The following is a 26,744-nucleotide window of genomic DNA, read 5'->3' on the forward strand; positions in this document are numbered from 1 at the left end:
GGCGAAAGCCGGGACCCAGATCCCATGGTGCTTGGCCTGATTGGATCAGCTCAGCGCTCCTGGAACTCACCCCAGCGCCTTTCCATCTGGGCCCCGGCTTCGCCGGGGAGGCGGATGATGGAGGCTTGGAACTCCGACCCGACGCCCCTAACTTGACCGCGATCACGGGGGAGACCTTTCCGATGCAGCGTCGCGCCTTTGCCGCCTCATGTGCCGCCCTGGGCCTGATGGCCCTTCTCGCCGCCTGCTCTCCCGCCAAGAAGGAAGACGCCGCCCCCGCCGGCGTGACCAAGCTGAAACTGGCCACCGACTGGCGGGCCGAGGCCGAGCTGGGCGGCTACTATCAGGCGCTGGCGACCGGCGAGTACAAGAAGCGCGGCCTGGAGGTGACCCTGATCCAGGGCGGGCCGGCCGTGAACGTGCCCCAGCTCCTGGCCACCAACGCGGTCGATGTCGGCGTCGGCTCCAACAGCTTCATCGTCATGAACCTGGCCAAGGAAGGCACGCCGGTCAAAGCCGTGGCGGCCTTCATGCAGAAGGACCCGCAGGTCCTGATCGCGCACCCGGATCAAGGCATCAACGGCATCGCCGACATGAAGGGCCGGCCGATCCTGCTGTCGGACGCCTCGATCACCGCCTTCTGGATCTGGCTGAAGGCCAAGTACCAGTTCACCGACGCCCAGGTGCGCAAGTATAACTACTCGTCCGCGCCGTTCCTGGCCGACAAGCGGGTGATCCAGCAGGGCTATGCGACGAGCGAGCCGTACCTCATCGAGAAGGAAGGCAAGATCAAGCCGGCGGTCTTCCTGCTGGCCGATAGCGGCTATCCGGCCTACGCCTCGATGGCCCTGGTCCCCGACAGCCTGATCGCCAAGAACCCGGCGGCCGTGCAGGCCTTCATCGAGGCCACGGCGGCGGGCTGGAAATCCTACCTCTACGGCGACGCCAAGCCGGGCGACGCGGCGATCCTCAAGGACAATCCGGAGATGACCCAGGACGTCCTCGACCAGGCGCGCGAGAAGATGCGGTCCTACGGCATCGTCGGCAAGGATGGCGAGATCGGCCAGATGAGCGACGCCCGCTGGGCGGAGTTCTTCAAGGTCGCCTCCGAGCAGGGCGTCTATCCCAAGGACATGGACTTCAAGAAGGCCTACACGCTGCAGTTCCTGCCAAAGGGTCAATGATGACGCCGCACATCGAAGAGGGCCTGATTGATCTGGCGATCGCCCTGGCCGCCCTCGCCTGGGCCGGGATCTCGCTGAAGACGGGCAAGATCTATCTGAAGCCCCTAGGCTGGGTGACCCGCGTGCAGAGCGCACCGGTCTTCTGGGTCGCCTGTGGCGTGCTGCTGGCGCTCACCGCCCTGATGGCGCAGGCGGCGTTCAGACTGATCACGCACGGATGACCCTGCCCATCGCCAGCCTGTCCGGCGTCGAGGTCGACTACGCCCGAGGCCTTGCGCTAGGGCCGGTCGACCTGTCGCTGGCGGCCGGCGAGATCGTCGCCCTGGTCGGACCGTCGGGCTGCGGCAAGTCCACGGCGCTGCGGCTGCTGGCCGGACTGGAGCAGCCCACGCGCGGTACCGTGACCCGCGCCGCCGGCAAGGGCGAGACTTCGGTGGTCTTCCAGTCGCACACCCTGGCGCCGTGGCTGTCGGCGCGGGACAACGTCGCCCTGCCGCTGGAACTGGCCGGGACGTCCAAGCGAGAGGCGCAAGCCGCCGCCGACGAGGCGCTGCGCAAGGTCGGCCTCGCCGCGGCGCTGACCGCTCGTCCGGCCCAGCTGTCGGGCGGCATGGCCATGCGCGCCTCTCTCGCGAGAGCCCTCGTCACCCGCCCACGCCTGCTACTGCTGGACGAGCCCTTCGCCGCGTTGGACGAGATCACCCGTCGCACCCTCGCCGATGATGTCCTGGCCCTGGCGGACGAGTTGAAGCCCGCCGTCGTCTTCGTGACCCACAATGTCGAAGAGGCCGTCTATATGGCCCGCCGCGTCGTGGTCATGACCCCCGGGCCCGGCCTCGTGGCCGGCGAAGTGGCCATCGACGGTCCGGTCGTGCGGCCGCCAGGTTTCCGCACCACCGAGCCCTTCCGCGCCGCCGCCGAGGTGGTCTCAACCCTGCTGGCGCAAGCCACGGAGCGAGCCGCGTGAAGCGCGTCCTGGCTCCGCTGATCCTGATCACCGCCCTGCTGGCCGGCTGGGAGATCGCCTGCCGCGTGCTGGCGGTCCCGGCCTATCTGCTGCCCGCGCCCAGCGGGATCTGGACCGCGTTCCTGGGCAGCTGGCCGCTGCTGCTGGGCTCGGCCTGGGCGACGCTGTCGACGGCGCTGCTGGCCCTGGTCATCTCCAGCCTGATCGCCTGCGCCCTGGCCTTCGCCGTCAGCCTGAACGGCCTCTTGGAAGACGCCGTCCGTCCGATTGCCGTAACCCTGCAGGTCACCCCGCTGGTCGCCATCGCGCCGCTGGTCACCATCTGGGCCGGCATCGACCACCCCGAGCGGGCGGTGATCGGCCTGGCCGCCGTCGTGGCCTTCTTCCCAATCTTCTCGGGCGCGCTGACCGGGCTGAAGTCCGTCGATCCGGACCTCGCCCGCCTGTTCGACCTCTATGGCGCCAGCCCGTGGCAGCGCCTGATCCGCCTGCGCCTGCCCTCGGCCGTGCCCGCCCTGCTGGAAGGACATAAGGTCGCAGTGGGCTTGGCCGTCATCGGCGCCGTGGTCGCCGAGTTCGTGGCCGGCTCGGGCGGGGCCCAAGGCCTGGCTTGGAGAATCCTGGAAGCTTACAACCGCTTGCAGACGGCCAAGGTATTCGCGGCGCTGGTGACCCTGGCCATATTGGGCGTCGTGCTACATGCCCTGATGGAAGTGCTGGAGAGTCGACTTCTCGCCGTTTGGCGTGGTCGTTAGCGCAAGATTAAGCGGCGCGGCCTAGGACGGAAGCTCGAACCTTTCGTCCGGACTCCGCCCATGCGCGCCGCCGTCCTCATCGCTGTCCTCGCCTGCGCGACCACTGCGCACGCCGAAGGCTCGCGCGAGAGCCGCTACGGCCCCGCGCCGGAACGGGCCGCCAAGCCGATGAACGGCCGCGCGCCCGGCTATACCGGCCAGGCCTATACCGGCCGCAGCCTGGGCTGGAGCGGCAAGCGCGAGATGGTCGCGCCCACCGCCCAGACCGCCGTCCAGACCCAGCCCTGGTGGGCGCGCTCGGCCCCGCAGGCGCCTCAACCCCAGCAGGCCCCGCAAGCCCGCCAAGCCTTCCACCCGCAGACCCCGGCCTACGCCCCGCAGGCGCCCCAGGCCCGCGAGCTGCCGCAGAGCATCTATGACGCCCCGCCGGCGCCGGTCGCGCCCGTGGCCCAGGCTCCGCTGTACCAGCCCCAGCAGCAGGCCAGCCTGCCGAACGGCCAGGTCGGCGCCCGCACCTATTCGGTCGGCCGCCAGTTCGGCATGGCCCCCGACGCCATCCCCGCCGCCGGTCCGCCGCGCATGGTCCTGATCGCTCCCCCGGCCAGCGCGCCGGACGACGAGGACAAACCGCGCGAAGACGGCGAATGGTCCGCCAAACCCGACAAGGACGGCCAGTGAGCCAGTCGCTTCACGACCTGATCGCCCTCGCCAACGAGCCCTCCAGCGCCAAGCGCCGCGAGCTGCTGCGCGGCGTCACCGACATGCTGTTCGCTGCCGACGGTTCGAACGGCGTCGAGATGGCCCTGTTCGACCAGGTGCTGGGCCAACTGGCCGGCGAGATGGAAGAGGCCGTCCAGATCGAGCTGGCCGAACGCCTGGGCGAGGCTCCGGCCGCGCCGCGCGGCGTGTCGCGCACCCTGGCCTCGGGCTCGATCGCCGTGGCCGAGCCGATCCTGCGCAGCTCGACGGCCCTGACCGACGAAGACCTGCTGCACGTGGCCCGCACCCAGGGCCAGGACCACCTGCGGGCGATCTCGCAGCGCTCCAGCGTGTCCAGCGCCGTGTCGGACGCCATTGTCCAGCGCGGCGATGACGACACCCTGGGCGTCCTGCTGCGCAACGAGGGCGCGGTGCTGTCTCGCGCCGCCCACGAGACCGTCGTCGACCGCGCCGCCGCCAACCCGGCCCTGCACGACGCCGTCGTCGACCGCCACAGCCTGCCGGTCGACCTGCTGAACGAGATGTATTTCGTGGTCGAGGCGCGCCTGCGCGACCGGATCATGGAAAAGAACGCCGGCGTCGATCCGGCCGTGCTGGAAGCCGCCCTGGCCGCCGGCCGCAAGAAGGTCGCGGTCGAGGACGGCGCGCTGCCGGCCGACCACGCCGAGGCCGAGGCCGAGTTCCGCACCCTCCGCGCCCGCGCCCAGGTCTCGCCGCAGATCCTGGCCAACATGCTGCGCGGCAAGAAGACCACTCTGTTTCTGGTGGCCCTGGCGGACATGGCCGAGGTCGACTTCCATACCGCCCGCCGCATCCTGGACCGGCGCGAGATGGACGCCCTGTCGGTGATCTGCAAGGCGGCCGATTTCGACCGCTCGCTGTTCCTGACCTTCGCCCTGCTGATCCTCGAGCCGACCGACGACGTCATGCTCAAGGCCAAGACCTATGGCGAGCTGTACGCCGCCCTGCCCCGCGAGTCGGCCCTGCGCACGATCCGCTTCTGGCGCCTGCGCCGGCAGACGGGCGACGTGGCGGCGGCTTAAGAGATTCCGTCTCCCCGGCGAAAGCCGGGGCCCAGATGGAAGAGCTCTTGCGCGGGCTCTATGAGCGCCACGCCTTTCCAATCAACCCAAGCGCCATGAGATCTGGGTCCCGGCTTTCGCCGGGAAGGTCGGGTGTTGGTAGGGTCTGGTGAATTTCAGCCCTTCTCGCGCCTTGCTTGCGCCATGCCGGACAGCCAAGGTGCCGCCTTCGCTTCTAGCCACCCTGGATTCTCGATGATCAGCGCTTCGCGCTTGGCGCTCGTCGCCGCCGCCGGTCTTTCCGTCGCCGCCTGCTCGCATGTTCCCAAACCCTCGCTGCCGTTCGTCAAGAAGGGCGAGGCCTCCGCGCCGGCGCCCAAGATCCCGGAAGCCCCGCCCCTGTCGGGCCCGAAGATCACGGACCTGAAGACCGGCCAGTGGGCGCAGGAGCTGTCGGACGTCGCGGTGGATCCGTCCTGGCGCTTCGGGACCCTGTCCAACGGCATGCGCTACGCGATCCGCAAGAACGCCACCCCGCCGGGCCAAGCGTCCTTGCGCATGTGGTTCGACGCCGGCTCGCTGATGGAGGCCGACGACCAGCAGGGCCTGGCCCACTTCCTCGAGCACATGGCCTTCAACGGCTCCAAGAACGTGCCCGAAGGCGAGATGATCAAGATCCTGGAGCGCCACGGCCTGGCGTTCGGGGCCGACACCAACGCCTCGACCAGCTTCGACGAGACCACCTACCAGCTGGACCTGCCGAAGTCGGACGACGCCACGGTCGACACCTCGCTGATGCTGCTGCGTGAAGCGGCCGGCGAGCTGACCATCGCCCCGGACGCGGTGGATCGCGAGCGCGGCGTGGTGATGTCCGAGCAGCGCACCCGCGACACCCCCGGCTACCGCGTCGCCATCGGCACCCTGTCGGCCCAGATGGAAGGCCAGCTGCCGCCCAAGCGCATCCCGATCGGCAAGACCGAGATCCTCAAGACCGCCCCCGCCCAGCGCATCCGCGACTTCTACGAAGCCTATTACCGTCCCGAACGGGCGGTGCTGGTGGCCGTCGGCGACTTCGACGTCGACGCCATGGAAGCTAAGATCAAGACCAAGTTCGGCGACTGGGCCGGCAAGGGCGCCAACGGCAAGAACCCCGACGTCGGCCCGGTGGCCAAGCGCGGCCCGACCGCCAAGCTGCTGGTCGAGGCCGGCGCGCCGTGGTCGGTGCAGATGACCTGGATGCGCAAGCCCGACGGCCTCTTGGAGACCAAGGCCGTCGACGAGCGCGACATGCTGGAGAACCTGGCCTTCGCGGTGTTGAACCGCCGCCTGCAGGCCATCGGCCGCTCGGCCGAGCCTCCCTTCATCGCCGGCGGCGCCTTCAAGGGCGACCAGTACGGCGCGGTGCGGGTGACGACCTTCGGCGCCACGGCCCAGCCGAGCAACTGGCGCGAGGCCATGACCTCGCTCGACGCCGAACAGCGCCGGGCCGTGCAGTACGGCGTGCGCCAGGATGAGCTGGACCGCGAGATCGCCTCCCTGCGCGCGGCCCTGGTCGCCGCCGTCGCCGGCGAGGCCACTCAGCGCACCCCGGCCCTGGCCAACCAGCTGGTCGGCACCCTGGGCGACGGCGAGGTGATCACCTCGCCCAGCCAGAACCTGGCCTTCTTCGACCAGCTGGTGAAGGGCCTGACCGCCGAGCGCGTCTCGGCCGTGCTGAAGTCGTCCTTCGCCGGCTCGGGCCCGCTGATCACCATCGCCTCGCCCACCGCCATCGAGGGCGGCGATCAGGCCGTGCTCAAGGCCTATGACGAGCTGAAGAGCCAGCCGGTGACCCCGCCGGCCGCGCCGGGCGTGACCGTGTGGCCGTATTCGACCTTCGGACCGACCGGCAAGGTCGCCGAGCAGAAGGACGTCACCGACCTGGATACGGTCTTCGTCCGTTTCGAGAACGGCGTGAAGCTGACGGTCAAGCCGACCAAGTTCCGCGACGACCAGGTGCTGGTGAAGGTCCGCGCCGGCCACGGCCTGCTGGACATGCCCTCCGACAAGCAAAGCTCGCTATGGTCGGCCAGCGCCTTCATCGAAGGCGGCCTCAAGCAGATCTCGTCCCAGGACATGGAACGCGTGCTGACCGGCAAGATCTGGAACGCCAACCTCGGCGTCGAGGACGACGCCTTCGTGCTGAGCGGCCGCACGCGTCCGGAAGACCTGTCGACCGAGCTGCAGGTCCTGGCCGCCTTCGCCACCGAGCCCGGCTGGCGTCCGGAAGCCTTCAGCCGCGTCAAGACCGCCTACGGCACGGCCCACGATCAGCTGCAGAGCACGACCGGCGGCGTCATCAGCCGCGACCTGGGCGGGCTGATGCACAATGGCGACCAGCGCTGGACCTTCCCCTCGCGCGAACAGATCGCCGGCGCCTCGCTGGGCGAGCTGCGCACAGTGGTCGACAACCCGCTGACCAAGGGCGACCTGGAGATCATCGTGGTGGGCGACACCACGGTCGACAAGGCCATCACCGCCGTGGCCGACACCTTCGGCGCCCTGCCCAAGCGTCCGGGCGATCCGGCCCTGGCCGGGGCCGAGAAGGCGCCGTTCCCCGCGCCGGCCGCCGAGCCGGTGCTGCGCACGCACAAGGGCCGGCCCGACCAGGCGGCGCTGTTCATGGCCTGGCGCACGGACGACCTGTTCTCGAACCTGCAGCGCTCGCGCGACGTCTCGATCCTGGGCCAGGTGGTGCAGCTGCGCCTGATCGACGAACTGCGCGAGAAGCAGGGCGCGACCTATTCGCCGAACGCCTCGTCGACGGCCAGCGTCACCTTCAAGAATTGGGGCTATCTCGGCGTCAGCATGGAGGTGCCGCCCGAAAAGCTGGACGGCGTGGTGGCCTCGATCCGCAAGATCGCCGCCGACCTGCGCGACAAGCCGATCACCGAGGACGAGCTGGAGCGGGCCAAGAAGCCGCGCATCGACTCGATCGAGAAGGCCCGCGTGACCAACGAGTACTGGCTGGGAACCCTGTCGGGCGCCCAGGACGACCCGCGCCTGCTGGACGCCACTCGCTCGGTGATCGCCGGCCTAACCCGCGTCACCCCGGCCGACGTGCAGAAGGCCGCCAGGACCTACCTCGGCGACGACAAGTCGTGGCTGTTGCTGGTGAAGCCGGAAGCGGCGAAGTAAGGCAAAAAGAGAAAGGCCCCGGCGGAAACCGGGGCCTTTCTTTCTATCCGTCTCCCCGGCGAAAGCCGGGGCCCAGATGGAAGAGCGCTGGAGTGGGCTCTAAGAGCGCCGCGCCCTTCCCATCATCCCAGCGCTCCGAGATCTGGATCCCGGCTTTCGCCGGGAAGATCGGAGTTGGGAGTGGTCTAGATCAATAAACGACCCCGCCCACGCCACCGTCCAGGCTGAAGCTGGTGGTCAGGCTCTGGCGTTCCTGCACCGTCTCCTCACGGTAGGCGGTGTACTTCTCGGTGGTGATGATCGTCAGGATCTTCACGCCCGCGCCGAAGCGGCGCAGCAGCGAGCGCTCGTTGCAGTCGCGGGCCGGACGTTGCGGGCGGCAGGTCAGCGTGCCTTGGCCCTGGCCAGCGCCGGGCACGTGATAAAGCGCCTCGTTCTTCTGACAGATGTAGGTCTGGCCGCCGCCACCCGTCGAGATGTCGATCTGGCCCGAATAGTCGGCGATCACGTACTGCATGCGCGAGCCGGCGATGCAGCGATAGAGTTCGCCGTCGTACAGGTCGTCGATGTCGCGGTCGGGGGTGACCTGCGAGGCCGGGTGCGGCACGTCGCGGTCGTCCAGGCAGACGGCGCGGATGATCACGCGGCGCGTGCGGGTGCGGGTGGCTTCATAGGCCTGGCGACGGCGGGCCTCGCCGCCCTCGACGTTCAGGCCCTGGATGTAGCCGCTGGCCATCGGGCCGGAATAGTAGCCGCCGTGACCGCCGCCGCCGTAATAGTTGACGGTGCCCGCGGCCGAGCCGGCCAGCGAACCGGCGCCGGCGCTCGACCCCGCGCTCGAGCCCGCATTGGCGGTCGCCGACGCATTGGCGTTCACGATCACGGTCGCGCCGATGTTCACGTTCACGCCGGGAATGTTGACGTTGTGACCGCCGCCGCAGCAGCCGGTCGGCGGCGCGGGCGGTTTCGGCGGCGCGGGAGGCGGCTTGCAGCACGAAGGCGGCGTCGGCGGGCAGCCGCTGTTGCACTGCGCCCAAGCCGCGCCGCCGATCAGCAGCCCGCCCAGGAGCGCGCCCAGGGCGATCACCCAGCTTCGCGTGTTCAGTTTCGGCGCCTTCATCGGCGGTTCCCTTCGCATCGGGTCGGTCCGCTTATGGTTAAGCAAGAAACGGGCCGAGACCCGCCGCCCCGCTGGATTGCGCCAGAATGGGACGGTCAGGGGCTTGGCCCGGTTCTCCTAGCAAGGCTCGTGCGGTCGAAAACCAGCCGCGAGTGACCCGCCAGGGGACGACGATGTTCCATCCAAGCACGGAACGGTTGATAGACTATTGGCGAGACAAAAAGGGCGACGCCGCCCTGCCCCGCCGCACGGACGTCAATCCGGGGGACTTCCTGGAGCTGCTGCCGCAGGTGTTCATCCTGGGCCGCGACGGCGGCAAACTGCCGTTCCGCCTGGCCGGCGGCTTTGTCTCCGACCTGCACGCCCGCGACCTGCGCGGCCAGGACGCCCTGTCCTTGTGGGCCTTGGCGCACCGGCTGGAGCTGAAGAGCGCCCTGGACGTCGCGCGCAAACGCCGCACGCCGGTGGTGGTCACGGCCGATATCCGCGCCCATGGCGTACCGTCGGTGGGCATGGAAGTGCTGTTCGCCCCGCTGCAAGGCGCCTCGGGCGAGACCGACCGTTTCCTCGGCCTCTACCAGCCCAAGGCCATGATGGCCCGCCTGATGGGTCGCCCCGCCTACGAGCTGGGCCTGCGCGAAATCAAGCCGCTGGGCGAAGGCAATACGGACATGCCGCGCCTGCGCCTGGCGACCTTGGACGGGCGGGCGATCGCTTAGAACACCCACCGTTTCCCCGGCGAAAGCCGGGGCCCAGATCCATCCGGAACGGTTTGGCCTGATCCGAGATACGGTCTAGCAGCTCGACAAGCGCTAGTGGGTTCGATCTGGGTCCCGGCTTTCGCCGGGAAGATCGGATAAGGGGTTAGCGCCCCGCCTCGTCCAGCCGTTTCCAAACGTCACCCGGCAATTCCAGCCGGGCCGCGCCCATCAAGTCTTCCAGCTGCGCGACCGAGGTCGCGCTGGCCAAGGGCGCGGTGATCGCCGGATGGGCCATGATCCAGGCCAGAGCGACCTGGGCCTGGGACGCGCCGACCGTCGCGGCGGCTTCGTCCAGGGCCGCCAGCACCGCCCGGCCCTTGTCATTCCAATATTCGCGCCGGATCGTCGAAGCCCGCGCCTTGCCCTCGAAGTCGGCCTCGGTCCGGTACTTGCCCGTCAGGAAGCCGGCGGCCAGGCCGTAGAACGGGATGATCCCCAGCTCCTCGGCCTTGGTCAGGTCCGCCAGCGCGCCCTCGACCTGGTCGCGATCGAACAGGTTGAACTTGGGCTGGATGGTCTCGTAGCGCGCCAGGCCCTTGGCCCTGGACGTGTCGAGATTGGCCTTCAGCCGCTCGGGCGAGAAGTTCGAGGCCCCGATCGCCCGCACCTTGCCCGCTTTCACCAGGCGGTCGAAGGCCTCCAGCGTCTCGTCGATGGGCGTGTCGGCATCGTCCTGGTGCGACTGGTAGAGGTCGATGTAGTCGGTCTGCAGCCGCTTCAGCGAACCCTCGACCGCCGCCTCGATATTGGCGGCCGACAGGCCCAGCTGCTTGGGCCACATGGCGACCTTGGTCAGGATCAGCACCTTGTCGCGCTTTCCCGACGCTTTCAGCCAGCGGCCGATCACGCCTTCGGACTCACCGCCCTCATGGCCCGGGACCCAGGCCGAATAGACGTCGGCGGTATCGACGGCGTTGAAGCCGCCATCGACGAAAGCATCCAGCAGGCGGTGCGAGGTCGCCTCGTCCGCCGTCCAGCCGAACACGTTGCCGCCGAACACCAGCGGCGCGGTCGAAAGGCCGGAACGGCCGAGGGGACGGTGGCGCATGCGAACTCCCTACTCGGCCGCCACGGCGCGGCCGTCCTCGAACACCGGAACGTCTAGCGCGCCCAGCGCAGCCTTACCAAGGATGAGGTCCGCGGCCTTCTCGGCGATCATCAGCGTGGGCGCGTTGGTGTTACCGCCCACCAGCGTCGGCATGACCGAGGCGTCGATGACCCGCAGGCCCGAGAGCCCTTGCACCCGCAGCTGGTCGTCGACCACCGCCAGCGGATCGCCGGCCACGCCCATGCGGCAGGTGCCGACCGGGTGATAGATCGTCTCGGCCTTGGCGCGGATCCAGGCGTCCAGGTCGGCATCAGTGCGGACATCCGCGCCCGGCGCGTATTCGGCGTCGCGATAGGGATCGAAAGCGGCCTGGGCCACCGTCTCGCGGGCGATGCGCACGCCTTCGCGAATGGCGCGGCGGTCCTCGTCCGTGGCCAGGTAGTTGGCCAGGATGGTCGGATCCGCGAACGGATCGGCCGAGCGCAGGCCAACCTTGCCCCGGCTCTCGGGCCGCAGCTGGCAGACGTGCAGGGTGAAGCCGTCCTTCTCGACCACGACCTTGCCGTGGTCCTGCATGATGGCCAGCACGCCGTGGATCTGCAGGTCAGGGCGGTCCAGGTCGGGCCGCGACTTCAGGAACGCCCCGCTCTCCAGGAACTGCTGCCGGCCCAGCCCCTTGCCAAAGAACATGTAGTTCAGGCCGACGCCCAGCTTGTTCAGGCCCTTATTGGCCGAGAAGGCGGTCTTGAGGTTCTTGCTGGTCCACGAGACACAGACGTCCAGGTGGTCCTGCAGATTCGCGCCGACACCCTTGGACTCATGGACCACGGCGATGCCATGGGCCTTCAGGTCCTCGGGCGCGCCGATACCCGACAGTTGCAGGATGTGCGGCGACTGCACCGCGCCAGCGCTCAGCAGCACCTCGGCGTCGGCATAGGCCGTGACCTTCTCGGCGCCCTTGCCGACCACGTAGTCGACTCCGACCGCGCGGCCCTTCTCGACGATGATCCGGGTCGTGCGAGCCTCGGTCGCGACGGTCAGGTTCGGACGCGCCAGGGCCTGGGTCAGATAGGCCATGGCCGCGCTCCAGCGCTTGCCGTCGTGGATGGTCAGGTCGTAGGGTCCGAAGCCCTCCTGCTGGAAACCGTTGAAGTCCTTGGTGGTCTTGTAGCCCGCCTGCCGGCCGGCCTCGACCAGGGCGCCGTAGAACGGGCTGTCGCTCTCGCCCTTGGACACCCGCAGCGGACCAGCCCCGCCGTGATAGGCATCGCCACCGGCGTGGTGATGCTCCGACCGCTTGAAGTACGGCAGCACCTCCGAATACGACCAGCCGGCCAGGCCCATCTGCCGCCACTGGTCATAGTCGCGCGCGTGGCCGCGGATATAGATCATGCCGTTGATGGCTGAGCTGCCGCCCAGGCCCTTGCCGCGCGGCCACCAGAGCTTGCGATTGTCGAGGTGCGGCTCGGCCTCGGTCCAGAAGCCCCAGTTCTGCTCGCCCTTGTCCTTGATCAGCTGGCCCACGCCCGCCGGCATCTTGACAAGGATCGAGCTGTTCTTGCCACCGGCCTCCAGCAGCAGGACCTTGATGTTGGGATCCTCGGTCAATCGGGCGGCGAGCACGCAGCCGGCCGAACCCGCGCCGATGACGACGTAATCATAGCGTTCGCTGGCCATGGCCCCGACGCCCTCCCTCGAAGGTTATCATTGTTAAGGCAGACAGTGATCCGGCTTTCGGCGACGCGCAAGGTTCCCCAGCGGACAGCAGAGATCGCCAGTAAAGTTTGAATGTCGGAAAACGATAGTTCTACGTTTTCACTCAACCCGAAAAGCGCTAATACTACCTATAGACGTACGGAACGCGGCAAAGGCCGCACCGTCTCGCCGCGTCTGGACGCCTCCTCGCGGCGGGCCCTTCTCGCGCTGTTGCCCGCGCGGGAAGTGGGAGCGCCGCCTCGCATCCCCCCAAGCAGCGGGTGGCGCTCCCTGGTTTCCCTACACTCAATCCGCTCATCCCCGCGAAAGCGGGGACCCAAACGGCGTTCATGAATTGGGTGAGGCCGAGCCATACCCGCTGACCCGGCTTGGATCCCCGCTTTCGCGGGGATGAGCGGTGCTTGGGAAGAACGGACCTACTTTCCTTCCGCCACCACCCTCAGATCGCGCACATACCGCTTCCAGTTCTCGACATAGTGCAGGGCCGAGCCCTGCAGGATCATGGTGTGGTGCTCGCTGACCTCGCGCACCACCTTGCCCGGCGCGCCCATGACCATCGCGTTGTCCGGGATCTCCTTGCCCTCGGTGATCAGGGCGCCCGCGCCGATCAGGCAGTTCTTCCCGATCCTGGCCCCGTTCAGCACCACCGCCCCGATGCCGATCAGCGAGCCGTCGCCGATCGTGCAGCCGTGAAGCATCACCATGTGACCGATGGTCACGTTGGCGCCGATGGTCAGAGGTACGCCAGCATCCGTGTGAAGAACAGATCCGTCCTGGACGTTGCTGTTCTCGCCGATGGTGATCGGATCGTTGTCCCCGCGCACGACGCTGCCCCACCAAATACTGGCATTCTTCTTGAGGATCACATTGCCCATCACGCTGGCGGTCGGCGCGATCCAGTATTCATCCTGTGCCGGAAGCGTGGGCACAAGGGCGCCCAGCGAATAGACAGTCATCCGTATGCCTCGTTTTCTTGGGCGCGATTTCTCGGTTAACCACCCGGAAACCATGATGCCCCATTGTAGTCGTGCGATTCGAGAGGGAACATTCCTCCAGCGGGATGATTCTTCTCTCGTACGGGTCGGGGGCGACTGCCGCCATCGGCCTGCCCGCTACGAAGACGAGGTGTGGCTCTTGGCGTTTCGGCGTACAGCACCGTCTCCTGGGACTTCCCCTCGCGGAAGCTCTCCCGAGCCGCCGCGACGCGCACGCGACTTCGTTGTTTCTATCCAGCTCACCGACAAGGACGACGCCTTTTGGCCTCGTCCTTTTTCATGCCCGAATGGAGGCTTTGATGACCAAGCGAGCCCTGAAGCGGATGGCGCGCGAAGGCGCGTATGAGACCGGCCACTATGGTGATGACGCCAAGGTGCGTCGCCTGCCGATCGATGTTCGCGACCGTGGCAACAGCTGGAATCCCCTTGGTCATGACGGCGCGCCCAATAATCCCGAGCGCGATCAGAGCTACCTCAAAACGATAAAACCGAAATCGCCGGGCCAGGCCCAGTTGATGGAAGCCATCGACGAGAAGAACCTGATCATGGCCCTGGGTCCGGCCGGCACCGGCAAGACCTACATCGCCATCTCCAAGGCCGTGGAAGCGCTTGAGGCCGGCCGCGTCAGCCGCATCGTCCTCTCCCGCCCCGCCGTCGAGGCCGGCGAGTCGATCGGCTACCTGCCGGGCGACATGGAGGACAAGCTGGCGCCGTATCTGCGCCCGCTCTACGACGCCCTGACCGATCGCCTGTCGGTCAAGCGCATGCGGGCCCTGATGGCCGAGGGCGCGATCGAGATCGCTCCCGTCGGCTTCATGCGCGGCCGCACCCTCAACAACGCCTTCGTGGTGATCGACGAGGCCCAGAACTGCACCTACATGCAGCTGAAGATGCTGCTGACCCGCCTGGGCTGGCACTCGACCATGGTCGTCACCGGCGACCCGAACCAGTCCGACCTGCTGCCGGGCATTTCGGGCCTGGCCGACGTCGCCGCGCGGTTCGACGAGGTCTCCAACATCGCCGTGGTCCGCCTGGCCGACCGCGACATCGTCCGGCACCCACTGGTCGCCGAGATGCTCGGCGTTCTGTAATTTAGTAACAGCGGTTTGAACTGAGCACTTGAGTTTGGGGCGGTCGGACGTGCAAGGTCCGGCCGCCTTAATACTTTTTTGGACACGTTCATGGCCGACCAAACCGCGCCGCGCACGGAATTGACCCTCAGAGGGGTCCTCCTCGGCGTCGCCATCACCCTCGTCTTCACGGCAGCCCAGGTCTATCTGGGCCTCAAGGTCGGCCTGACCTTCGCCACCTCGATCCCCGCCGCCGTCATCTCGATGGCCCTGCTGCGGGCGTTCAAGACCTCGACCATCCAGGAAAACAACATCGTCCAGACGATCGCATCGGCCGCCGGCACGCTGTCGTCGGTGATCTTCGTCCTGCCGGGCCTGCTGATGATCGGCTGGTGGTCGAACGTGCCGTTCCTGCCCACCTTCGGCGCCTGCGCCGTCGGCGGCATCCTGGGCGTCATGTACACCATCCCCCTGCGCCGGGCCCTGGTGACCAACTCCAACCTCCCCTACCCCGAAGGCGTCGCCGCCGCCGAGGTGCTGAAGGTCGGCACCGGCTCGCGCGAAGGCGCCGCCGAGGGTAAGGCTGGCCTGGCCGCCGTCAGCATGGGCGCGATCGCCTCGGCCCTGTTCGGCGCCCTGGCCGCCGCCAAGCTGTTCGCCGCCGAGGTCGCGGGCTACTTCAAGTTCAAGGCCGGCGCGGGCGCGTCGGGCCTGGGCGCCTCCAGCTCGCTGGCCCTGATGGGCGCGGGCCACCTGATGGGCATCACCGTCGGCATCGCCATGTTCGCCGGCCTGTTCATCGCCTGGGCGATCCTGGTGCCGATCCTGACCGTCGCCACCCCGATGCCGGGCGCGGACGCCGCCACCCACGCCCTGACCGTCTGGAAGACCCAGGTGCGCTTCCTGGGCGCGGGCGTCATCGGCGCCGCCGCCATCTGGACCCTGGCCAAGCTGGTCGGCCCGATCACCGCCGGCCTGAAGTCGGCCCTGGACGCCGCCAAGGCCCGCAAGAGCGGCGGCGGTAACCTGCCCCGCGTCGAGCAGGACATCCCGATCGGCATCGTCGGCATCGTCTCGCTGATCCTGATGGCGCCCGCCGGCTGGTTCCTGGCGCACTTCCTGGCCGGCGGCCCGATCGTCAGCCTGACCGCCCCGCTGGTCGCCATCGGCATCGGCTACCTGATCGTCGCCGGCCTGCTGGCCGCCGCCGTCTGCGGCTACATGGCCGGCCTGATCGGCTCGTCCAACAGCCCGGTCTCGGGCATCGCTATCCTGACCGTGCTGGGCGCCTCGCTGATGGTCGGCATGGTCGGCCGCGGCGTGGTCGGTCCGGACGTGACCAAGGCCCTGGTCGCCTTCGCGCTCTACGCCACCACCTGCGTACTGGCCGTGGCCGTCGTCGCCAACGACAACCTGCAGGACCTCAAAACCGGTCAGCTGGTCGACGCCACCCCGTGGAAGCAGCAGGTCGGCCTGATCATCGGCGTCATCTCGGGCGCCGTCGTGATCCCGTTCGTGCTGGAACTGCTGAACCGTTCGAACGGCTTTGCCGGCGCGCCCAACCTCGAGGCCATCTCGGACCAGCCCCTGGCCGCGCCGCAGGCCACCCTGATCTCGACCCTGGCGAAGGGCGTGCTGGGCGGCGACCTGAACTGGACCCTGCTGGGCGTCGGGGCCCTGATCGGCCTGGCCCTGGTCGTGGTCGACACCGTGCTGCGCAAGACCAGCAAGGACCGCTATAGCCTGCCGCCCCTGGGCGTGGGCCTGGCCATCTACCTGCCCAGCGGCGTCACCGCGCCGGTCGTGGTCGGCGCCCTGGCCGGCTGGCTGTTCGAGAAGATCGTCGCCAAGGACCGCGCCGCCGAACCAGCCAAGCGCATCGGCGTCCTGATCGCCTCGGGCTTCATCGTCGGCGAGAGCCTGTTCAACGTGGCCCTGGCCCTGCTGATCGTCACCACCAAGAAGGGCGAGCCCCTGGCCCTGCCCTTCGCCCCGCCCGAGCACGTCGGCATGATCCTGTCGCTGATCGCCGCGGCGATCGTGGTCATCGGCCTCTACCGCTGGGCCCGCAAGGCCGGCGCGAAGGCGCTGGAGGCGTAGGGGTTCCTACGGCTTGGAAACGAGAGCCCCGGAAGGTCCGCCTTCCGGGGTTTTTCTTTTGGGTTGTGCGTGGGAAGAGGTCGCTCCCGAAACCCTCTCTCATAGAGAGAGGGAGGGGCCCGCCGCGAAGCGGCGGGAGGGTGAGAGGTTACATTCTTTTCGAATGAAACTCTGACCGGGCGGGTGGCGGTATCCGCAGCGCGGACTGCAAAAGGTCCATGGAAAGACCCGAGACTTGCCCGCCAAGGGTGAAACCTCTCACCCTCCCATCGCCTGCGGCGCTGGGTCCCTCCCTCTCTCTATGAGAGAGGGCTTTGGTGAGCCGGCTGACCTACTGATCCGCTGCCTTCAGGATCGTGAACCGCACCTCCGCCCGCCCGCGATAGCCCAGCGACTCGTACAGCCCGATCGCCGTGGCGTTGTCGGCGTAGCTGTGCAGGAAGGCTTTCTCGCCCGTCGCCAGGATCGTGCCCGTCACCTCGCGCAGCAGGCGGGCGGCGTAGCCCTTGCCGCGATGGTCGGGGTGGACGCAGACGCCGCTGGCCTCGGTGAAGCCGTCGGGGCGCATCCGCTGGCCCGCCATGGCGACCAGGTGGCCGTCGACCCGCACGCCGATGAAGTCGCCCAGCTGGTGGGTGCGGGTGAAGAACGGCCCCGGCTTGGTCAGGGTCGCCAGGGCCAGCATCTCGGCCGCATCGGCGTCGTTCAATGGCAGCATGTCGAAGGCCACGTCCCAGGCCGGCGCGACCGTCTCGGCCACCATCTGCAGGCACAGGGCGTTGGAAACGATCTGAGTCCCAGGCGGAGCCGGCGGCGTATCGAGCTCGACCAGGCCCACCGTGCCCATCTCGCGCACCAACTCGCCCAGGGCGGCCAGGCTTCCGGGGCTGCGGTCTTCGGTGGCGGCGAACAGACCGTAGTCCGGATGCATCCGCACCGCGCCCTCCCGGCGCACGGCCAGATGGCCCTGGCGGCCGTTCAGGGTGGCGAAGACGGGACGATCGAGGATGTGAGCGGTCATAGCTCCATTCAAGCGGGACAGTACGCCGCGATCAACGCCTTCACGGCGCCGACCACCGCCTTGGCGGGCTTGTCGTCGCCGTCGAACATCTGGCTGGAGGTGAAGACACCCTCGATCAGCAACATCAAGGCGTCGCCCATGGCCTTGGGGTCCGACGCGCCCATCTGCGCGGCCTTGGCGTGCAGGCGCTCGCGCAGTTCCTGCTTGTGGACCTGGGAGACCTGGCGGCCGGCATGCTGGCGGTCGGGGTACTCGACCACGGCGTTGGAGAGGTTGCAGCCGCGATAGTCGTCGCCGCCCGAGCGGTCGGCCAACACCTGGAAATAGGCGATCATCTGGGCCTTGGCGTCGTTGGGGTACAGGGCTTCGGCCGCCTCGAAGCGGTCCCAGAAGCCGGCCTCGACCTCGCGCAGCACGGCGGCGACCAGCTCGTCCTTGGACTTGTAGCTGCGGTACAGGCTGGGCTTGGTCACGCCCGCCTTGGTGACGATCTCGTCGACCCCGACCGCGCGGATTCCCTCGCGATAGAACAGCTCCCGCGCCGTGTCGAAGATGCGTTCGGCGGCGCGCGGGGCGGGACCGTAGGGCCCTTTCAGGATTTCTTCTGGCGTTCGATCTGACATAGCGCTTGACGATGTTACTTACCGGTACGTATGCATTGACTCAAGCCCGTACCGATCGGTTACATCGAGAGACGACATGCAAACCGCAAGCCGCCGCCCCTTCGGCCAGAACTACGCCTTCGTGGTCGCCGGAGCGATTTTCCTGGCCCTGCTGGCCGCCGCTGGCCTCCGGGCCGCGCCGGGCGTGCTGATCCTGCCGCTGGAGAAGGCTTTCGGCTGGGATCGGGCCTCGATCTCGGTGGCCGCCGGCATCGGCATTTTCCTGTACGGCCTGACCGGTCCCTTCGCGGCGGCGCTGATGAACTCGTTCGGCCTGCGCCGGACAGTGACCCTGGCGTTGCTGCTGATGTCGGTCTCGACGGGACTTTCGGCCTTCATGAGCGCCTCCTGGCAGTACGTGGCCACGTGGGGCGTCCTGGCCGGGGTCGGCAGCGGCGCGGTGGCCATGGTGCTGGGCGCGACCGTGGTGAACCGCTGGTTCGTCGCGCGGCGCGGGATGATGATGGGCCTGCTGGCGGCTTCGACCGCGACTGGCTCGCTGATCTTCCTGCCCGGCATGGCGCTGATCGCCGACCACGGCGGCTGGAAACCGGTGGTGCTGACCGTCTCGCTGGTCACCCTGGCGCTGGCGCCGCTGATGTGGCTGCTGATCCCCGAGCGCCCCTCCGACGTGGGCCTCAAGCCCTATGGCGCCGGCGACGACTACCAGGAGCCCGAGCGCGTCAACGCTGGCAACGCCCTGGCCTATGCGTTCGGCGCCCTGGCCCGCGCGGCCAAGACCCGGACCTTCTGGCTGCTGTTCCTAGGCTTCTTCATCTGCGGCCTGACCACCAACGGCCTGGTCGGCGTGCACATGATCGCCTTCTGCGGCGACCGCGGCATGCCCGAGGTCAAGGCCGCCGGTCTCTTGGCGCTGATGGGTTTGTTCGATCTCTTCGGCACCACCGCGTCTGGCTGGCTGACCGACCGCTACGACGCGCGCAAGCTGCTCTTCGTCTACTACGTGCTGCGCGGGCTCTCGCTGATCTACCTGCCGTTCTCCGACTTCTCGGTGGTCAGCCTGTCGGCGTTCGCGGTGTTCTATGGGCTGGACTGGCTGGCGACCGTGCCGCCGACCGTGCGCCTGTCCACCGAGGCCTTCGGCGAGCGCGACGGCCCCATCGTGTTCGGCTGGATCGCGGCCGGCCACCAGCTGGGCGCGGCCACCGCGGCCATCGGCGCGGGCGTCATCCGCGCGGCCCAAGGCCAATATGTCGAGGCCTTCATCATCGCCGGCTCGGCGGGCCTGATCGCCGGCGTGGCGTCGCTGATGATCCGCCGCGCGGTTCCCAAGGTCGCTATGGCCTGAGGGAGCGCGCGGCGATCAGGAGCCCTTAGTCCAGGTCTTCGCCCAGGATGGCCATTTCGAACATGAACGAGCCGTCCTCGTCCTCGTCCTGGAAGACCACGCCGATGAATTCGCCGGCGACTTCGACCTCGGCCGAGTCCTTCTGCTTCGGACGGGCCTTCACGGCGATGTGCGGGTTGCCGAAGGTGCGCTTCAGGTGCTTTTCGATCTTGGCGATATCGTTGGCGTCCACGGGGGGCCTCTCGAGTCTGGGGGGAGCGCCCGGGAGCGCGTTATCCGCGCGAAACTAGCGCCCAGCGCGCGGTTCGCAAGCCGCTTCGGGCGGAAGAGGTGTGGACGCTCCTTCGGCCAGCAGCCAATCGCGGAACAGGACGGCCGCTTCGGTGGCCCCATCGGGCGGGGTGACGGCCACGATCCTGGCCCGGCCGGGGGTGAAGCCCAGCGGCGCGACCAGCCGTCCGCTGGCCAGATCCCGCTGCACGAAGGCCCACGGCCCGATGGCCACGCCCATCCCCGCCGCCGCAGCCTCCAGCATGTAGAAATAGTGGTCGAACTCCTGCTCGCTGACCGGCGGCGGCAGGTGGTCGAGCTCGAAGTTCCGCGCCCAGTCCGACCAGCTCTCCATGAAGGTGCGGGTCAGGAGGCGCGGCATGGCGCAGACCCGCTCCAGGGTCATCGGCTCGGCGGCGGCGCGTTCGGGCGACATCACCGGCCCGTGGAAGTGCTCCATGAACGGCGTGACCACGCTGTCGTAGGTCACCACCGTCTCGGGCGTGCGCATGCGGATGGCCAGGTCGATGCCGTCGGCCTTGAAGTCGAACGGCCCGTTGGATTCGGCCACCCGCACCGGGATGTCGGGATGGGCGGCCTGGAAGCCCGGCAGGCGCGGGATCAGCCACTTCATGGCGAAGGTCGGCAGGCACGAGACGACCAGCGGCCTGGGCCCCACCTCGGCCGGACGCGGCACGGCGGCCTCGATCTGGTCGAAGGCCGGCGACAGGGCCTGGGCCAGCTTCAAGCCCGCTTCGGTCATGCGCAGGCGCGAGCGCGGCCCTTCGGTCAGGGGCACCCCCAGATGCTCTTCCAGCTGGCGGATCTGGCGGCTGACCGCGCCGTGGGTGACGCACAGCTCGTCGGCGGCCAGGGTCATGCGCCCATGCCGGCCGAACGCCTCGAAGGCGCGCAGGGCGTTCAGCGATGGCAGGTGGCGGCGGGCCATGTGAAGAAACCTCACAGAAGGCCGACCGATAAGTCGTTATCCGGGGAAGCGCAACCAGGGGATAGTCGCGCGCATGTCCGCCGCCCCTTCCCGCATCACGCTGCCGCAGGTCCTGGCCCTGATGGCAATCTGGACCGCCGTGATCTACGGCCTGACGGTCAAGCCGTCGCCGGATCTCGAGCAAATCTCACTGAAGACCAAGACCCCGGCCTGCGCGTCAAAGGACAGCTAGGCCCCAGATAAGGGTTGGGCCCCGGCGGCGTCTCGCGGCCGGGGCCCAGGTCCGCCCACTAGGTCGGGGGGGCGTAGAGGGGCGGACGTGAGATAAACGCCACTCCCCGAACGCGGTTCCGCGCCTCACTTCGCCGGCGTGAGTTTTATTTCGAACAGCTTGGGCCACAGCTTGCCGGTGACGAACAACCGGTCCTTGGCCGCGTCATAGGCGATGCCGTTCAGCACGTCGTCCTGGGTCCCGGTGACCCCGGCTTCCTTCAGCAGGCCCGCCAGTTCGATCCAGCCGGTGACCTGCCCGGTCTTGAGATCGATGCGGGCGATGCGGGTGGTCTGCCAGACATTGGCCAGCAGCTCGCCCTTCACATATTCCAGCTCGTTGAGGTTTCGCACCGGCACGCCGTGGTCGGTCACCTCGATGCGGCCCGTCTCCTTCAAGGTGTCGGGATCCAGGAAGCGGATGAACGAGGTGCCGTCGCTCATGATGATCCGCTTGTCGTCGCGGGTCAGGGCCCAACCCTCGCCCGGATAGCTGAACTCGCCGATCCGCTCGAACGTGTCGATGTCGTAGATGAAGCCGGTCTCGTCGGTCCAGGTCAGCTCGTACAGCCGGTTCTTCCAGTCGACGATGCCCTCGCCGAAGTAGCGGCTGTCGACGATGCGCTCCTGCTCGGAGACACCCGTCTCGAGGTTCCACTTGCGAATGAACGACCGGCCCTTCAGGCCCGTGCTCTCGAAGATGAAGCCATCTCGGTAGAACAGGCCCTCGGTGAAGGCGTTGGCGTCGTGCGGATAGGCCTTCACGACCGTGTAGCCGCCGACCGGCGCGGTGGCGGCCGAGGTCGGCGCGGGCGCGCAGGCGGCCAGGACAGCCGCCAGCACAACGCCGCTCAGACTACGGAGAAGGTTCACTCAGATCTCGCCAGATCAGATTTCGTACGAGTAGACGGTCTCGGCCAGGGTGTGGTCCATGGTCCGGGCCGGCTCCTCGCAGGTCGGGCAGTTGACCAGGCGGGCCGGAACGCCGGCGGCCGTGCAGTGCGGCGGCACCGGGCGCAGCACCACCGAGCCCGAGGCGATCTTGGCGTAGTCGCCGACGGTGATGTTGCCCAGCACCTTGGCCCCGGCGCCCAAGAGGACGCCCTGGCCGATCTTGGGGTGGCGATCGCCGCGGTCGGCGCCGGTGCCGCCCAGGGTCACGCCGTGCAGCATCGAGACATCGTCGCCGACCACCGCGGTCTCGCCGATGACGATGCCGGTGCCGTGGTCGATGAACACGCCCTTGCCGATCTTGGCGGCCGGGTTGATGTCGACCTGGAAGATCTCGCTGGCGCGGCTTTGCAGATAGAAGGCCAGGGTCTCGCGGCCCTGGTTCCACAGCCAGTGCGACACGCGATGGGTCTGCAGCGCCAGGAAGCCCTTGAAGAACAGGAACGGCTGGACATAGCCCTTGCAGGCCGGGTCGCGCTCGAACACCGCCTTCAGGTCGGCCTCGGCGGCCAGGACCAGGCTGGGATCGCTCTCGAAGGCGTCGGCGGCGAACTCGCGCGCCGTCATGGCCCGCATCTCCTGGTCGCCCAGCTTGCGGGCAAGCTGGAAGGTCAGGGCGTCGGCCAGGTTGTCGTGGCTCAGGATCACCGCGTTCAGCAGCGAGGCCAGGGCCGGTTCGTCCTTGGCGGCGTGTTCGGCTTGATTGCGCAGCGCGGCCCAGACGGAGATTTCCGTCTCGGATGTCACCACTTCCAGAGGCTTGGCCATCGGGGCTCTCCCTTCCCTGCAGGCATACTCATAGAGCATCTCGATTAAAGATGCTCCTACTCAGACGATGAGAGCCGCCAGGTCGGCCGGCAGTTCCCCTCGAACGGCCATATGGTGCGTCCGGAGCAATAGCGCCACCGTGATTGCGTCAGGCATATGACCGGCGACCGCCGCCTCCAGCGCCTCGCGGAACGGCACACGGGCGACGGCGAAGTCCTCGGTCTCGTCCGGCTCGCCTTCCGTGGGCGACAGGTCCATGGCCAGGAAGCCGTGGCAGATCTCGTCGGTGACCGAGTTCGACAGCTCCATGCGCAGGATCTGGCGCCAGTCGGCGGCTTGCAGCCCCACCTCCTCGGCCAGCTCGCGCTTGGCGCCGTCCAGCGGATCCTCGCCCATCGGCGCGCCGCCCTCGGGCAGTTCCCAGCTGTAGTTGGCCAGCGAGAAGCGGTTCTGGCCGACCAGGGTCACCGTGCCGTCGGCGTGCAGGGGCACCACGCCGATCGCCTGGTTCTTGAAGCCGACCTTGCCGTACAGCGCCGGCCGGCCCGTCGGGGCGATGGCCTGGTACTCGGTCAGGGTGATCCAGGGGTTGTCGTATACGACTTGACTGGACGAGACGCCCCAGGGCTTTCCGTGCGGCTTCAGCCAGGCGGGCTTCTCAGTCATACGATGCTCGCGACTTGTGGCGGCCGACGGGCGGCCATAGGTGTGCGGTCTATAACGCTTCGGAGTAGACGTCTTGGCAGCTTCCGTTCCCCCCGCCCCCGAATTTGCCGAAACGCTGCCGATCGAGGCGTCGCCCGAGGTCGTGGCCTTCCTGGCCAAGCGCCGCTCGGCCTCGGCCATGACCCTGGCCGCGCCGGGTCCGGACAAGACCCAGCTGGCCGACATCCTGCGCCTGGCCGCCCGCGTCCCCGACCACGGCAAGCTGGCTCCTTGGCGGTTCGTGATCCTGCAAGGCGCGGCCAAGGACGCCTTCGCCGCCGAGATCACCAAGCTGGCCGACAGCCAGGCCAATCCGACTAAGGCCAACGCCGCCCTGCGCAAGCTGACCCGCCCGCCGGTGTGCGTGGCCGTGATCTCCCGCTTCATTCCGGGCGAGATCCCGGAGTGGGAACAGCGCCAGAGCGCCTCGGCCGTCTGCCATCAAATGCTATTGGCCGCCGCCGCGCTGGGCTGGGGCGCCAACTGGATCACCGACTGGTACAGCTACGACCCGCGCGCCACGGCGGTCCTGGGCCTGGCCGAGGGCGAGCAGGTGGCAGGCTATCTGTATCTCGGGACCTCGACGGAGCAGCCTCAGGAGCGCGTGCGCCCGGACGTGGCGGCGATCACGACGGAATGGAGCCCGGCCTAGAGCTCGGGCGTTCGCTTCTCGACGAGGAGAGCGGCTATGGCGCGACGCAAGGATCCCTGGACTTCCTTGGCCTTCGACAGCTGGGCGCTCGGGCTGGAGGCCTCTTCGGTCATCGGCCTGCGCATGATGAAACTGGCCGCCGGCGGCGCCGCCGCTCAGGCCGAGGCCCAGCTGATGGTCGGCGAAAAAGTCGCCGCCAGCCTGACCCTGCCGATGCTGGCCATGACCGGCCAGCTGGGCGCTTCGGGGCCGGCGATCGCGTCGGGTTCGCTGGCCCACCTGCGCAAGAAGGTGCGGGCCAACCGGAGACGGTTGGCGAAGGGGTGAAACCCCTCTCTCTTAGAGAGAGGGAGGGGCCCATGCGCAGCATGGGAGGGTGAGAGGTTACACCCTCTCCGAACAAGTTACTGACGAAACACACGGCGGGACGATCCGGGTCTTTCCGGCCAGCGGTGAAACCTCTCACCCTCCCACCGCTTCGCGGCGGGCCCCGCCCTCTCTCTATGAGAGAGGGATTTCTTCGAGCAGCCCCAGCCGGCCCTGCACCGCCTTCACATAGGTCGGCCCCACCGGCACCGAGACCCCGTCGCGCAGCACCAGGGCGATCAGGCCCTTGCCCAGACGGTTGATGGCTTCGACCCGATCCGGGCTGACGAAGGCCGAACGGTGGACTCGGATCATCTTGCTCGGGTCCAGGCCCTGCTCCAGGGCGCTCATGGTGATGCGGTGGATGTGGCTGCGGGTGGCGGTGTGCAGCAGGACGTAGTCCTTGGCCGCTTCGATCCAGTCGATCTCGCTGACCGCCACGCGGATGTGCCCTTGCCGGGTCGCGACCCAGATGCCGTCCAGGTCGTTCTCGCGCGCCGGCGCGGCGGCCTCGACCTGCTGCTCGTAGGCCCGCTGCAAAGTCCGGCGGCGACGCGCCCGCTCGACGGCTTGGCGCAGGCGGTCGAAGCGCACGGGCTTGAGCAGATAGTCGGCGGCCTCCACGGCGAAGGCGTCGGCGGCATAGACCTCGAAAGCCGTGACGAAGACGATCTCGGGCCGTGTCTCGGGCGTCAGTTCGGACGCCAGGGCCAGGCCCGACAGCTCGGGCATCTGAATGTCCAGCATGACGAGATCGGGGGCCAACTCGGCGATCGCCTGCCCGGCCTCGCGGCCGTTGCGGGCCACGCCGACCAGCCGGGTGTCGGGGATCTGAGCGAACAGGGCCGAGAGTCTCTCCAAAGCGGCCGGCTCGTCGTCGACTAGAAGGACCTTCAGCTCCATCACGCCGCCCTCGCTCGCGACAGGGTTTCCAGTTTCAGGGGAATGCGGATCAGCACCAGGAAACCACGCTCGCGCGGGGCCGCCTGCAAGACGCCGCGCGGGCCATACAGAACCTCCAGCCGCTGGCGCACATTGGTCAGGCCCACGCCCATTCCGCCGACATGCTGGACAGCCGCCTCTCCGTCATCCTCGACGATCACCACCAGGTCGTCGCCATCACGCGAGGCCTCCAAGCGGATGGTCACCGGCCGGCTGGTCGGGGCGACGCCGTGCTTGACAGCGTTCTCGATCAGCGGCTGCAGGATGAAGCTGGGGACCAGCGCCCCGCGCAGCTCGGCCGGGCACGAAAACTCCAGCCCCAGCCGGTCGCGGAAGCGGACGCTCTCGATCTCCAGATAGGCCTGCAGGGTGGCCAGTTCGTCGTCCAACGTGATCATCGCCTGGGGATCGGCCGCCAGGGTCAGGCGCAGGAACTCAGCCAGCCGGGCCAGCATCGACTCCGCCTCCTCGTTGCGGCCGGTGATCACCGAGGCGCTGACCGCGTTCAGGGTGTTGAACAGGAAGTGCGGGTTGAGCTGGTAGCGCAAGGCCGCCAGCCGCGCGGCGCTGGCCTGCCCCTCGGCCGCCAGGGCCTGGGCGCGGGCGTCGGCCAGCTGCTGGTCGCGCTCGCGGGTGACCCGCACGGCGATCATCATCAGATACAGCGCCCCCAGCAGGGCGAACATCCAGGCGCCGACCATGAACTGGCTGACGCCGCGCGCCGCGATCGCGCGCACGGCCGGATGAGCGCCATCCAGCACCGCCCGCATATGGCCGCCTATGACAAGGTCGCAGGCCGCCATCACCAGTCCCAGCCCGACCACGCTCGGGACCAGGACCGCGAAGCGCACCGGCCGGTCGTCGTCACGCGCGGTCCGTGCGGCGCGGACATAGACCAGGCCCGAGAGCACCGCCCCCAGGCTCATGAACAGGAAATGGCTGGCCAGCACGCCCGGCAGGGGCGGCTTGCCGGTGGCGATGTACGGCAAAGCGAACAGCAGCGTGTCCAGACCCCAGACGGCCAGGGTCAGGAACAACGCTTGTCTGAAAAGCTCCGACTTCAGCCCGACGTCGATATCTTTCATGGGCGCAGTCTAGCCGAAGCCGCGCCGTCCGTAGCCCTCGTCCGACGCGCCGGCGTCCGGTTTCGTCGCTCCGGCGTCGGTTCACATAGCCCCGTCGCAGGCCAGCTGACATTGCGCGAGGATGGCGCAACCAATGAGAGGTCCTTCCGGGCGAAGCGA

General features: G+C 68.4%; 27 protein-coding genes and 1 pseudogene. 15 read left to right on the plus strand and 13 right to left on the minus strand.

What is annotated here, in order from left to right:
• Positions 1 to 182 precede the first annotated feature (182 nt).
• The 7 genes from J7528_RS14025 to J7528_RS14055 all read left to right on the plus strand — a co-directional run bounded on the left by J7528_RS14025 (position 183) and on the right by J7528_RS14055 (position 7,825).
• Positions 183 to 1,184, plus strand: coding sequence for an ABC transporter substrate-binding protein (locus J7528_RS14025; protein ID WP_291875391.1), 1,002 nt, complete (start codon positions 183 to 185; stop codon positions 1,182 to 1,184).
• Positions 1,184 to 1,405 carry a hypothetical protein gene (locus J7528_RS14030; protein WP_291875393.1) on the plus strand — a complete coding sequence of 74 codons (222 nt, stop codon included), beginning with the start codon at positions 1,184 to 1,186 and terminating at the stop codon, positions 1,403 to 1,405. Before J7528_RS14025 ends, J7528_RS14030 begins: the two co-directional genes overlap by 1 nt.
• Positions 1,402 to 2,151 (plus strand): ABC transporter ATP-binding protein, encoded by a 750-nt coding sequence (locus J7528_RS14035; RefSeq protein WP_291875396.1) that lies wholly within the window; start codon positions 1,402 to 1,404, stop codon positions 2,149 to 2,151. The genes J7528_RS14030 and J7528_RS14035 overlap by 4 nt, the downstream gene beginning before the upstream one ends.
• Positions 2,148 to 2,906, plus strand: a complete 759-nt coding sequence (locus tag J7528_RS14040; protein ID WP_291875399.1) for an ABC transporter permease — start codon at positions 2,148 to 2,150, stop codon at positions 2,904 to 2,906. Before J7528_RS14035 ends, J7528_RS14040 begins: the two co-directional genes overlap by 4 nt.
• 60 nt (positions 2,907 to 2,966) lie before the next feature.
• Positions 2,967 to 3,584 carry a hypothetical protein gene (locus J7528_RS14045; RefSeq protein ID WP_291875401.1) on the plus strand — a complete coding sequence of 206 codons (618 nt, stop codon included), beginning with the start codon at positions 2,967 to 2,969 and terminating at the stop codon, positions 3,582 to 3,584.
• Positions 3,581 to 4,669, plus strand: coding sequence for a DUF2336 domain-containing protein (locus J7528_RS14050; protein ID WP_291875404.1), 1,089 nt, complete (start codon positions 3,581 to 3,583; stop codon positions 4,667 to 4,669). Before J7528_RS14045 ends, J7528_RS14050 begins: the two co-directional genes overlap by 4 nt.
• 234 nt (positions 4,670 to 4,903) lie before the next feature.
• Entirely contained in the window at positions 4,904 to 7,825 is a 2,922-nt protein-coding gene (locus J7528_RS14055) for an insulinase family protein (protein WP_291875406.1), read from the plus strand.
• 190 nt (positions 7,826 to 8,015) lie between these two features.
• Here the strand turns inward: J7528_RS14055 and J7528_RS14060 are convergent, their stop codons facing one another.
• Complete coding sequence (locus tag J7528_RS14060; RefSeq protein ID WP_291875409.1) at positions 8,016 to 8,945, minus strand: hypothetical protein; 930 nt, start codon at positions 8,943 to 8,945, stop codon at positions 8,016 to 8,018.
• Positions 8,946 to 9,118: 173 nt separating this feature from the next.
• On the opposite strand from J7528_RS14060, the gene J7528_RS14065 reads away from it, so the two are divergent.
• A complete protein-coding gene (locus J7528_RS14065; protein ID WP_291875413.1) occupies positions 9,119 to 9,664 on the plus strand; it encodes a PAS domain-containing protein in 546 nt (181 codons plus the stop codon).
• A 145-nt stretch (positions 9,665 to 9,809) separates the two neighbouring features.
• Here the strand turns inward: J7528_RS14065 and J7528_RS14070 are convergent, their stop codons facing one another.
• The 3 genes from J7528_RS14070 to J7528_RS14080 all read right to left on the minus strand — a co-directional run bounded on the left by J7528_RS14070 (position 9,810) and on the right by J7528_RS14080 (position 13,426).
• Positions 9,810 to 10,754 (minus strand): aldo/keto reductase, encoded by a 945-nt coding sequence (locus tag J7528_RS14070; protein ID WP_291875414.1) that lies wholly within the window; start codon positions 10,752 to 10,754, stop codon positions 9,810 to 9,812.
• Positions 10,755 to 10,763: 9 nt separating this feature from the next.
• On the minus strand, positions 10,764 to 12,431 hold the full coding sequence (locus tag J7528_RS14075) for a choline dehydrogenase (protein WP_291875416.1): 1,668 nt from the start codon (positions 12,429 to 12,431) through the stop codon (positions 10,764 to 10,766).
• A gap of 455 nt (positions 12,432 to 12,886) precedes the next feature.
• Positions 12,887 to 13,426 carry a gamma carbonic anhydrase family protein gene (locus tag J7528_RS14080; RefSeq protein ID WP_291875418.1) on the minus strand — a complete coding sequence of 180 codons (540 nt, stop codon included), beginning with the start codon at positions 13,424 to 13,426 and terminating at the stop codon, positions 12,887 to 12,889.
• A gap of 178 nt (positions 13,427 to 13,604) precedes the next feature.
• On the opposite strand from J7528_RS14080, the pseudogene J7528_RS14085 reads away from it, so the two are divergent.
• From J7528_RS14085 to J7528_RS14095, 3 genes and pseudogenes are all read left to right on the plus strand, one after another.
• Positions 13,605 to 13,765 (plus strand): annotated as a pseudogene (locus tag J7528_RS14085) (hypothetical protein).
• Positions 13,753 to 14,556 carry a PhoH family protein gene (locus J7528_RS14090; protein ID WP_291875420.1) on the plus strand — a complete coding sequence of 268 codons (804 nt, stop codon included), beginning with the start codon at positions 13,753 to 13,755 and terminating at the stop codon, positions 14,554 to 14,556. The pseudogene J7528_RS14085 and the gene J7528_RS14090 overlap by 13 nt, the downstream one beginning before the upstream one ends.
• A 90-nt stretch (positions 14,557 to 14,646) precedes the next feature.
• Entirely contained in the window at positions 14,647 to 16,635 is a 1,989-nt protein-coding gene (locus J7528_RS14095) for an oligopeptide transporter, OPT family (RefSeq protein WP_291875423.1), read from the plus strand.
• Positions 16,636 to 16,966: 331 nt separating this feature from the next.
• On the opposite strand, the gene J7528_RS14100 is transcribed toward J7528_RS14095, so the two are convergent.
• The gene (locus tag J7528_RS14100) at positions 16,967 to 17,656 is read right to left on the minus strand and encodes a GNAT family N-acetyltransferase (RefSeq protein WP_291875425.1); all 690 of its coding nucleotides are present in this window, start codon (positions 17,654 to 17,656) and stop codon (positions 16,967 to 16,969) included.
• Between the two features lie 8 nt (positions 17,657 to 17,664).
• A complete protein-coding gene (locus J7528_RS14105) occupies positions 17,665 to 18,279 on the minus strand; it encodes a TetR/AcrR family transcriptional regulator (protein WP_291875427.1) in 615 nt (204 codons plus the stop codon).
• A gap of 76 nt (positions 18,280 to 18,355) precedes the next feature.
• On the opposite strand from J7528_RS14105, the gene J7528_RS14110 reads away from it, so the two are divergent.
• On the plus strand, positions 18,356 to 19,627 hold the full coding sequence (locus tag J7528_RS14110; RefSeq protein ID WP_291875429.1) for an MFS transporter: 1,272 nt from the start codon (positions 18,356 to 18,358) through the stop codon (positions 19,625 to 19,627).
• A gap of 25 nt (positions 19,628 to 19,652) precedes the next feature.
• On the opposite strand, the gene J7528_RS14115 is transcribed toward J7528_RS14110, so the two are convergent.
• Together J7528_RS14115 and J7528_RS14120 are read right to left on the minus strand one after the other, a co-directional pair.
• Positions 19,653 to 19,859: a DUF3126 family protein gene (locus tag J7528_RS14115; RefSeq protein ID WP_291875432.1), complete on the minus strand. Its 207-nt coding sequence runs from the start codon at positions 19,857 to 19,859 to the stop codon at positions 19,653 to 19,655.
• Positions 19,860 to 19,913: 54 nt separating this feature from the next.
• Positions 19,914 to 20,846 carry a LysR substrate-binding domain-containing protein gene (locus J7528_RS14120; RefSeq protein WP_291875433.1) on the minus strand — a complete coding sequence of 311 codons (933 nt, stop codon included), beginning with the start codon at positions 20,844 to 20,846 and terminating at the stop codon, positions 19,914 to 19,916.
• A 73-nt stretch (positions 20,847 to 20,919) separates the two neighbouring features.
• On the opposite strand from J7528_RS14120, the gene J7528_RS14125 reads away from it, so the two are divergent.
• Entirely contained in the window at positions 20,920 to 21,078 is a 159-nt protein-coding gene (locus J7528_RS14125; protein WP_291875436.1) for a hypothetical protein, read from the plus strand.
• Positions 21,079 to 21,203: 125 nt separating this feature from the next.
• Here J7528_RS14125 and J7528_RS14130 read toward each other — a convergent pair whose 3' ends face one another.
• Genes J7528_RS14130 through J7528_RS14140 form a run of 3 tightly spaced genes read right to left on the minus strand, consistent with a single transcriptional unit; the run spans position 21,204 to position 23,501 of the window.
• Entirely contained in the window at positions 21,204 to 21,989 is a 786-nt protein-coding gene (locus J7528_RS14130; RefSeq protein WP_291875438.1) for a glutaminyl-peptide cyclotransferase, read from the minus strand.
• 15 nt (positions 21,990 to 22,004) lie between these two features.
• Positions 22,005 to 22,835, minus strand: coding sequence for a serine O-acetyltransferase (cysE, locus tag J7528_RS14135; protein WP_291875440.1), 831 nt, complete (start codon positions 22,833 to 22,835; stop codon positions 22,005 to 22,007).
• 60 nt (positions 22,836 to 22,895) lie between these two features.
• Positions 22,896 to 23,501, minus strand: coding sequence for an NUDIX hydrolase (locus J7528_RS14140; protein WP_291875442.1), 606 nt, complete (start codon positions 23,499 to 23,501; stop codon positions 22,896 to 22,898).
• A gap of 73 nt (positions 23,502 to 23,574) precedes the next feature.
• On the opposite strand from J7528_RS14140, the gene J7528_RS14145 reads away from it, so the two are divergent.
• Positions 23,575 to 24,192 carry a nitroreductase gene (locus J7528_RS14145; protein ID WP_291875443.1) on the plus strand — a complete coding sequence of 206 codons (618 nt, stop codon included), beginning with the start codon at positions 23,575 to 23,577 and terminating at the stop codon, positions 24,190 to 24,192.
• Positions 24,193 to 24,228: 36 nt separating this feature from the next.
• Positions 24,229 to 24,519 carry a hypothetical protein gene (locus J7528_RS14150; RefSeq protein WP_291875445.1) on the plus strand — a complete coding sequence of 97 codons (291 nt, stop codon included), beginning with the start codon at positions 24,229 to 24,231 and terminating at the stop codon, positions 24,517 to 24,519.
• A gap of 174 nt (positions 24,520 to 24,693) precedes the next feature.
• Here J7528_RS14150 and J7528_RS14155 read toward each other — a convergent pair whose 3' ends face one another.
• Positions 24,694 to 25,461: a LytTR family DNA-binding domain-containing protein gene (locus J7528_RS14155; RefSeq protein ID WP_291875447.1), complete on the minus strand. Its 768-nt coding sequence runs from the start codon at positions 25,459 to 25,461 to the stop codon at positions 24,694 to 24,696.
• Positions 25,461 to 26,585, minus strand: a complete 1,125-nt coding sequence (locus tag J7528_RS14160; RefSeq protein ID WP_291875449.1) for a histidine kinase — start codon at positions 26,583 to 26,585, stop codon at positions 25,461 to 25,463. Before J7528_RS14160 ends, J7528_RS14155 begins: the two co-directional genes overlap by 1 nt.
• Positions 26,586 to 26,744 lie beyond the last annotated feature (159 nt).

Origin of the sequence: Caulobacter sp. (assembly GCF_017744445.1) — a bacterium.
In the GTDB taxonomy this organism is placed as follows: Bacteria; Pseudomonadota; Alphaproteobacteria; order Caulobacterales; family Caulobacteraceae; genus Caulobacter.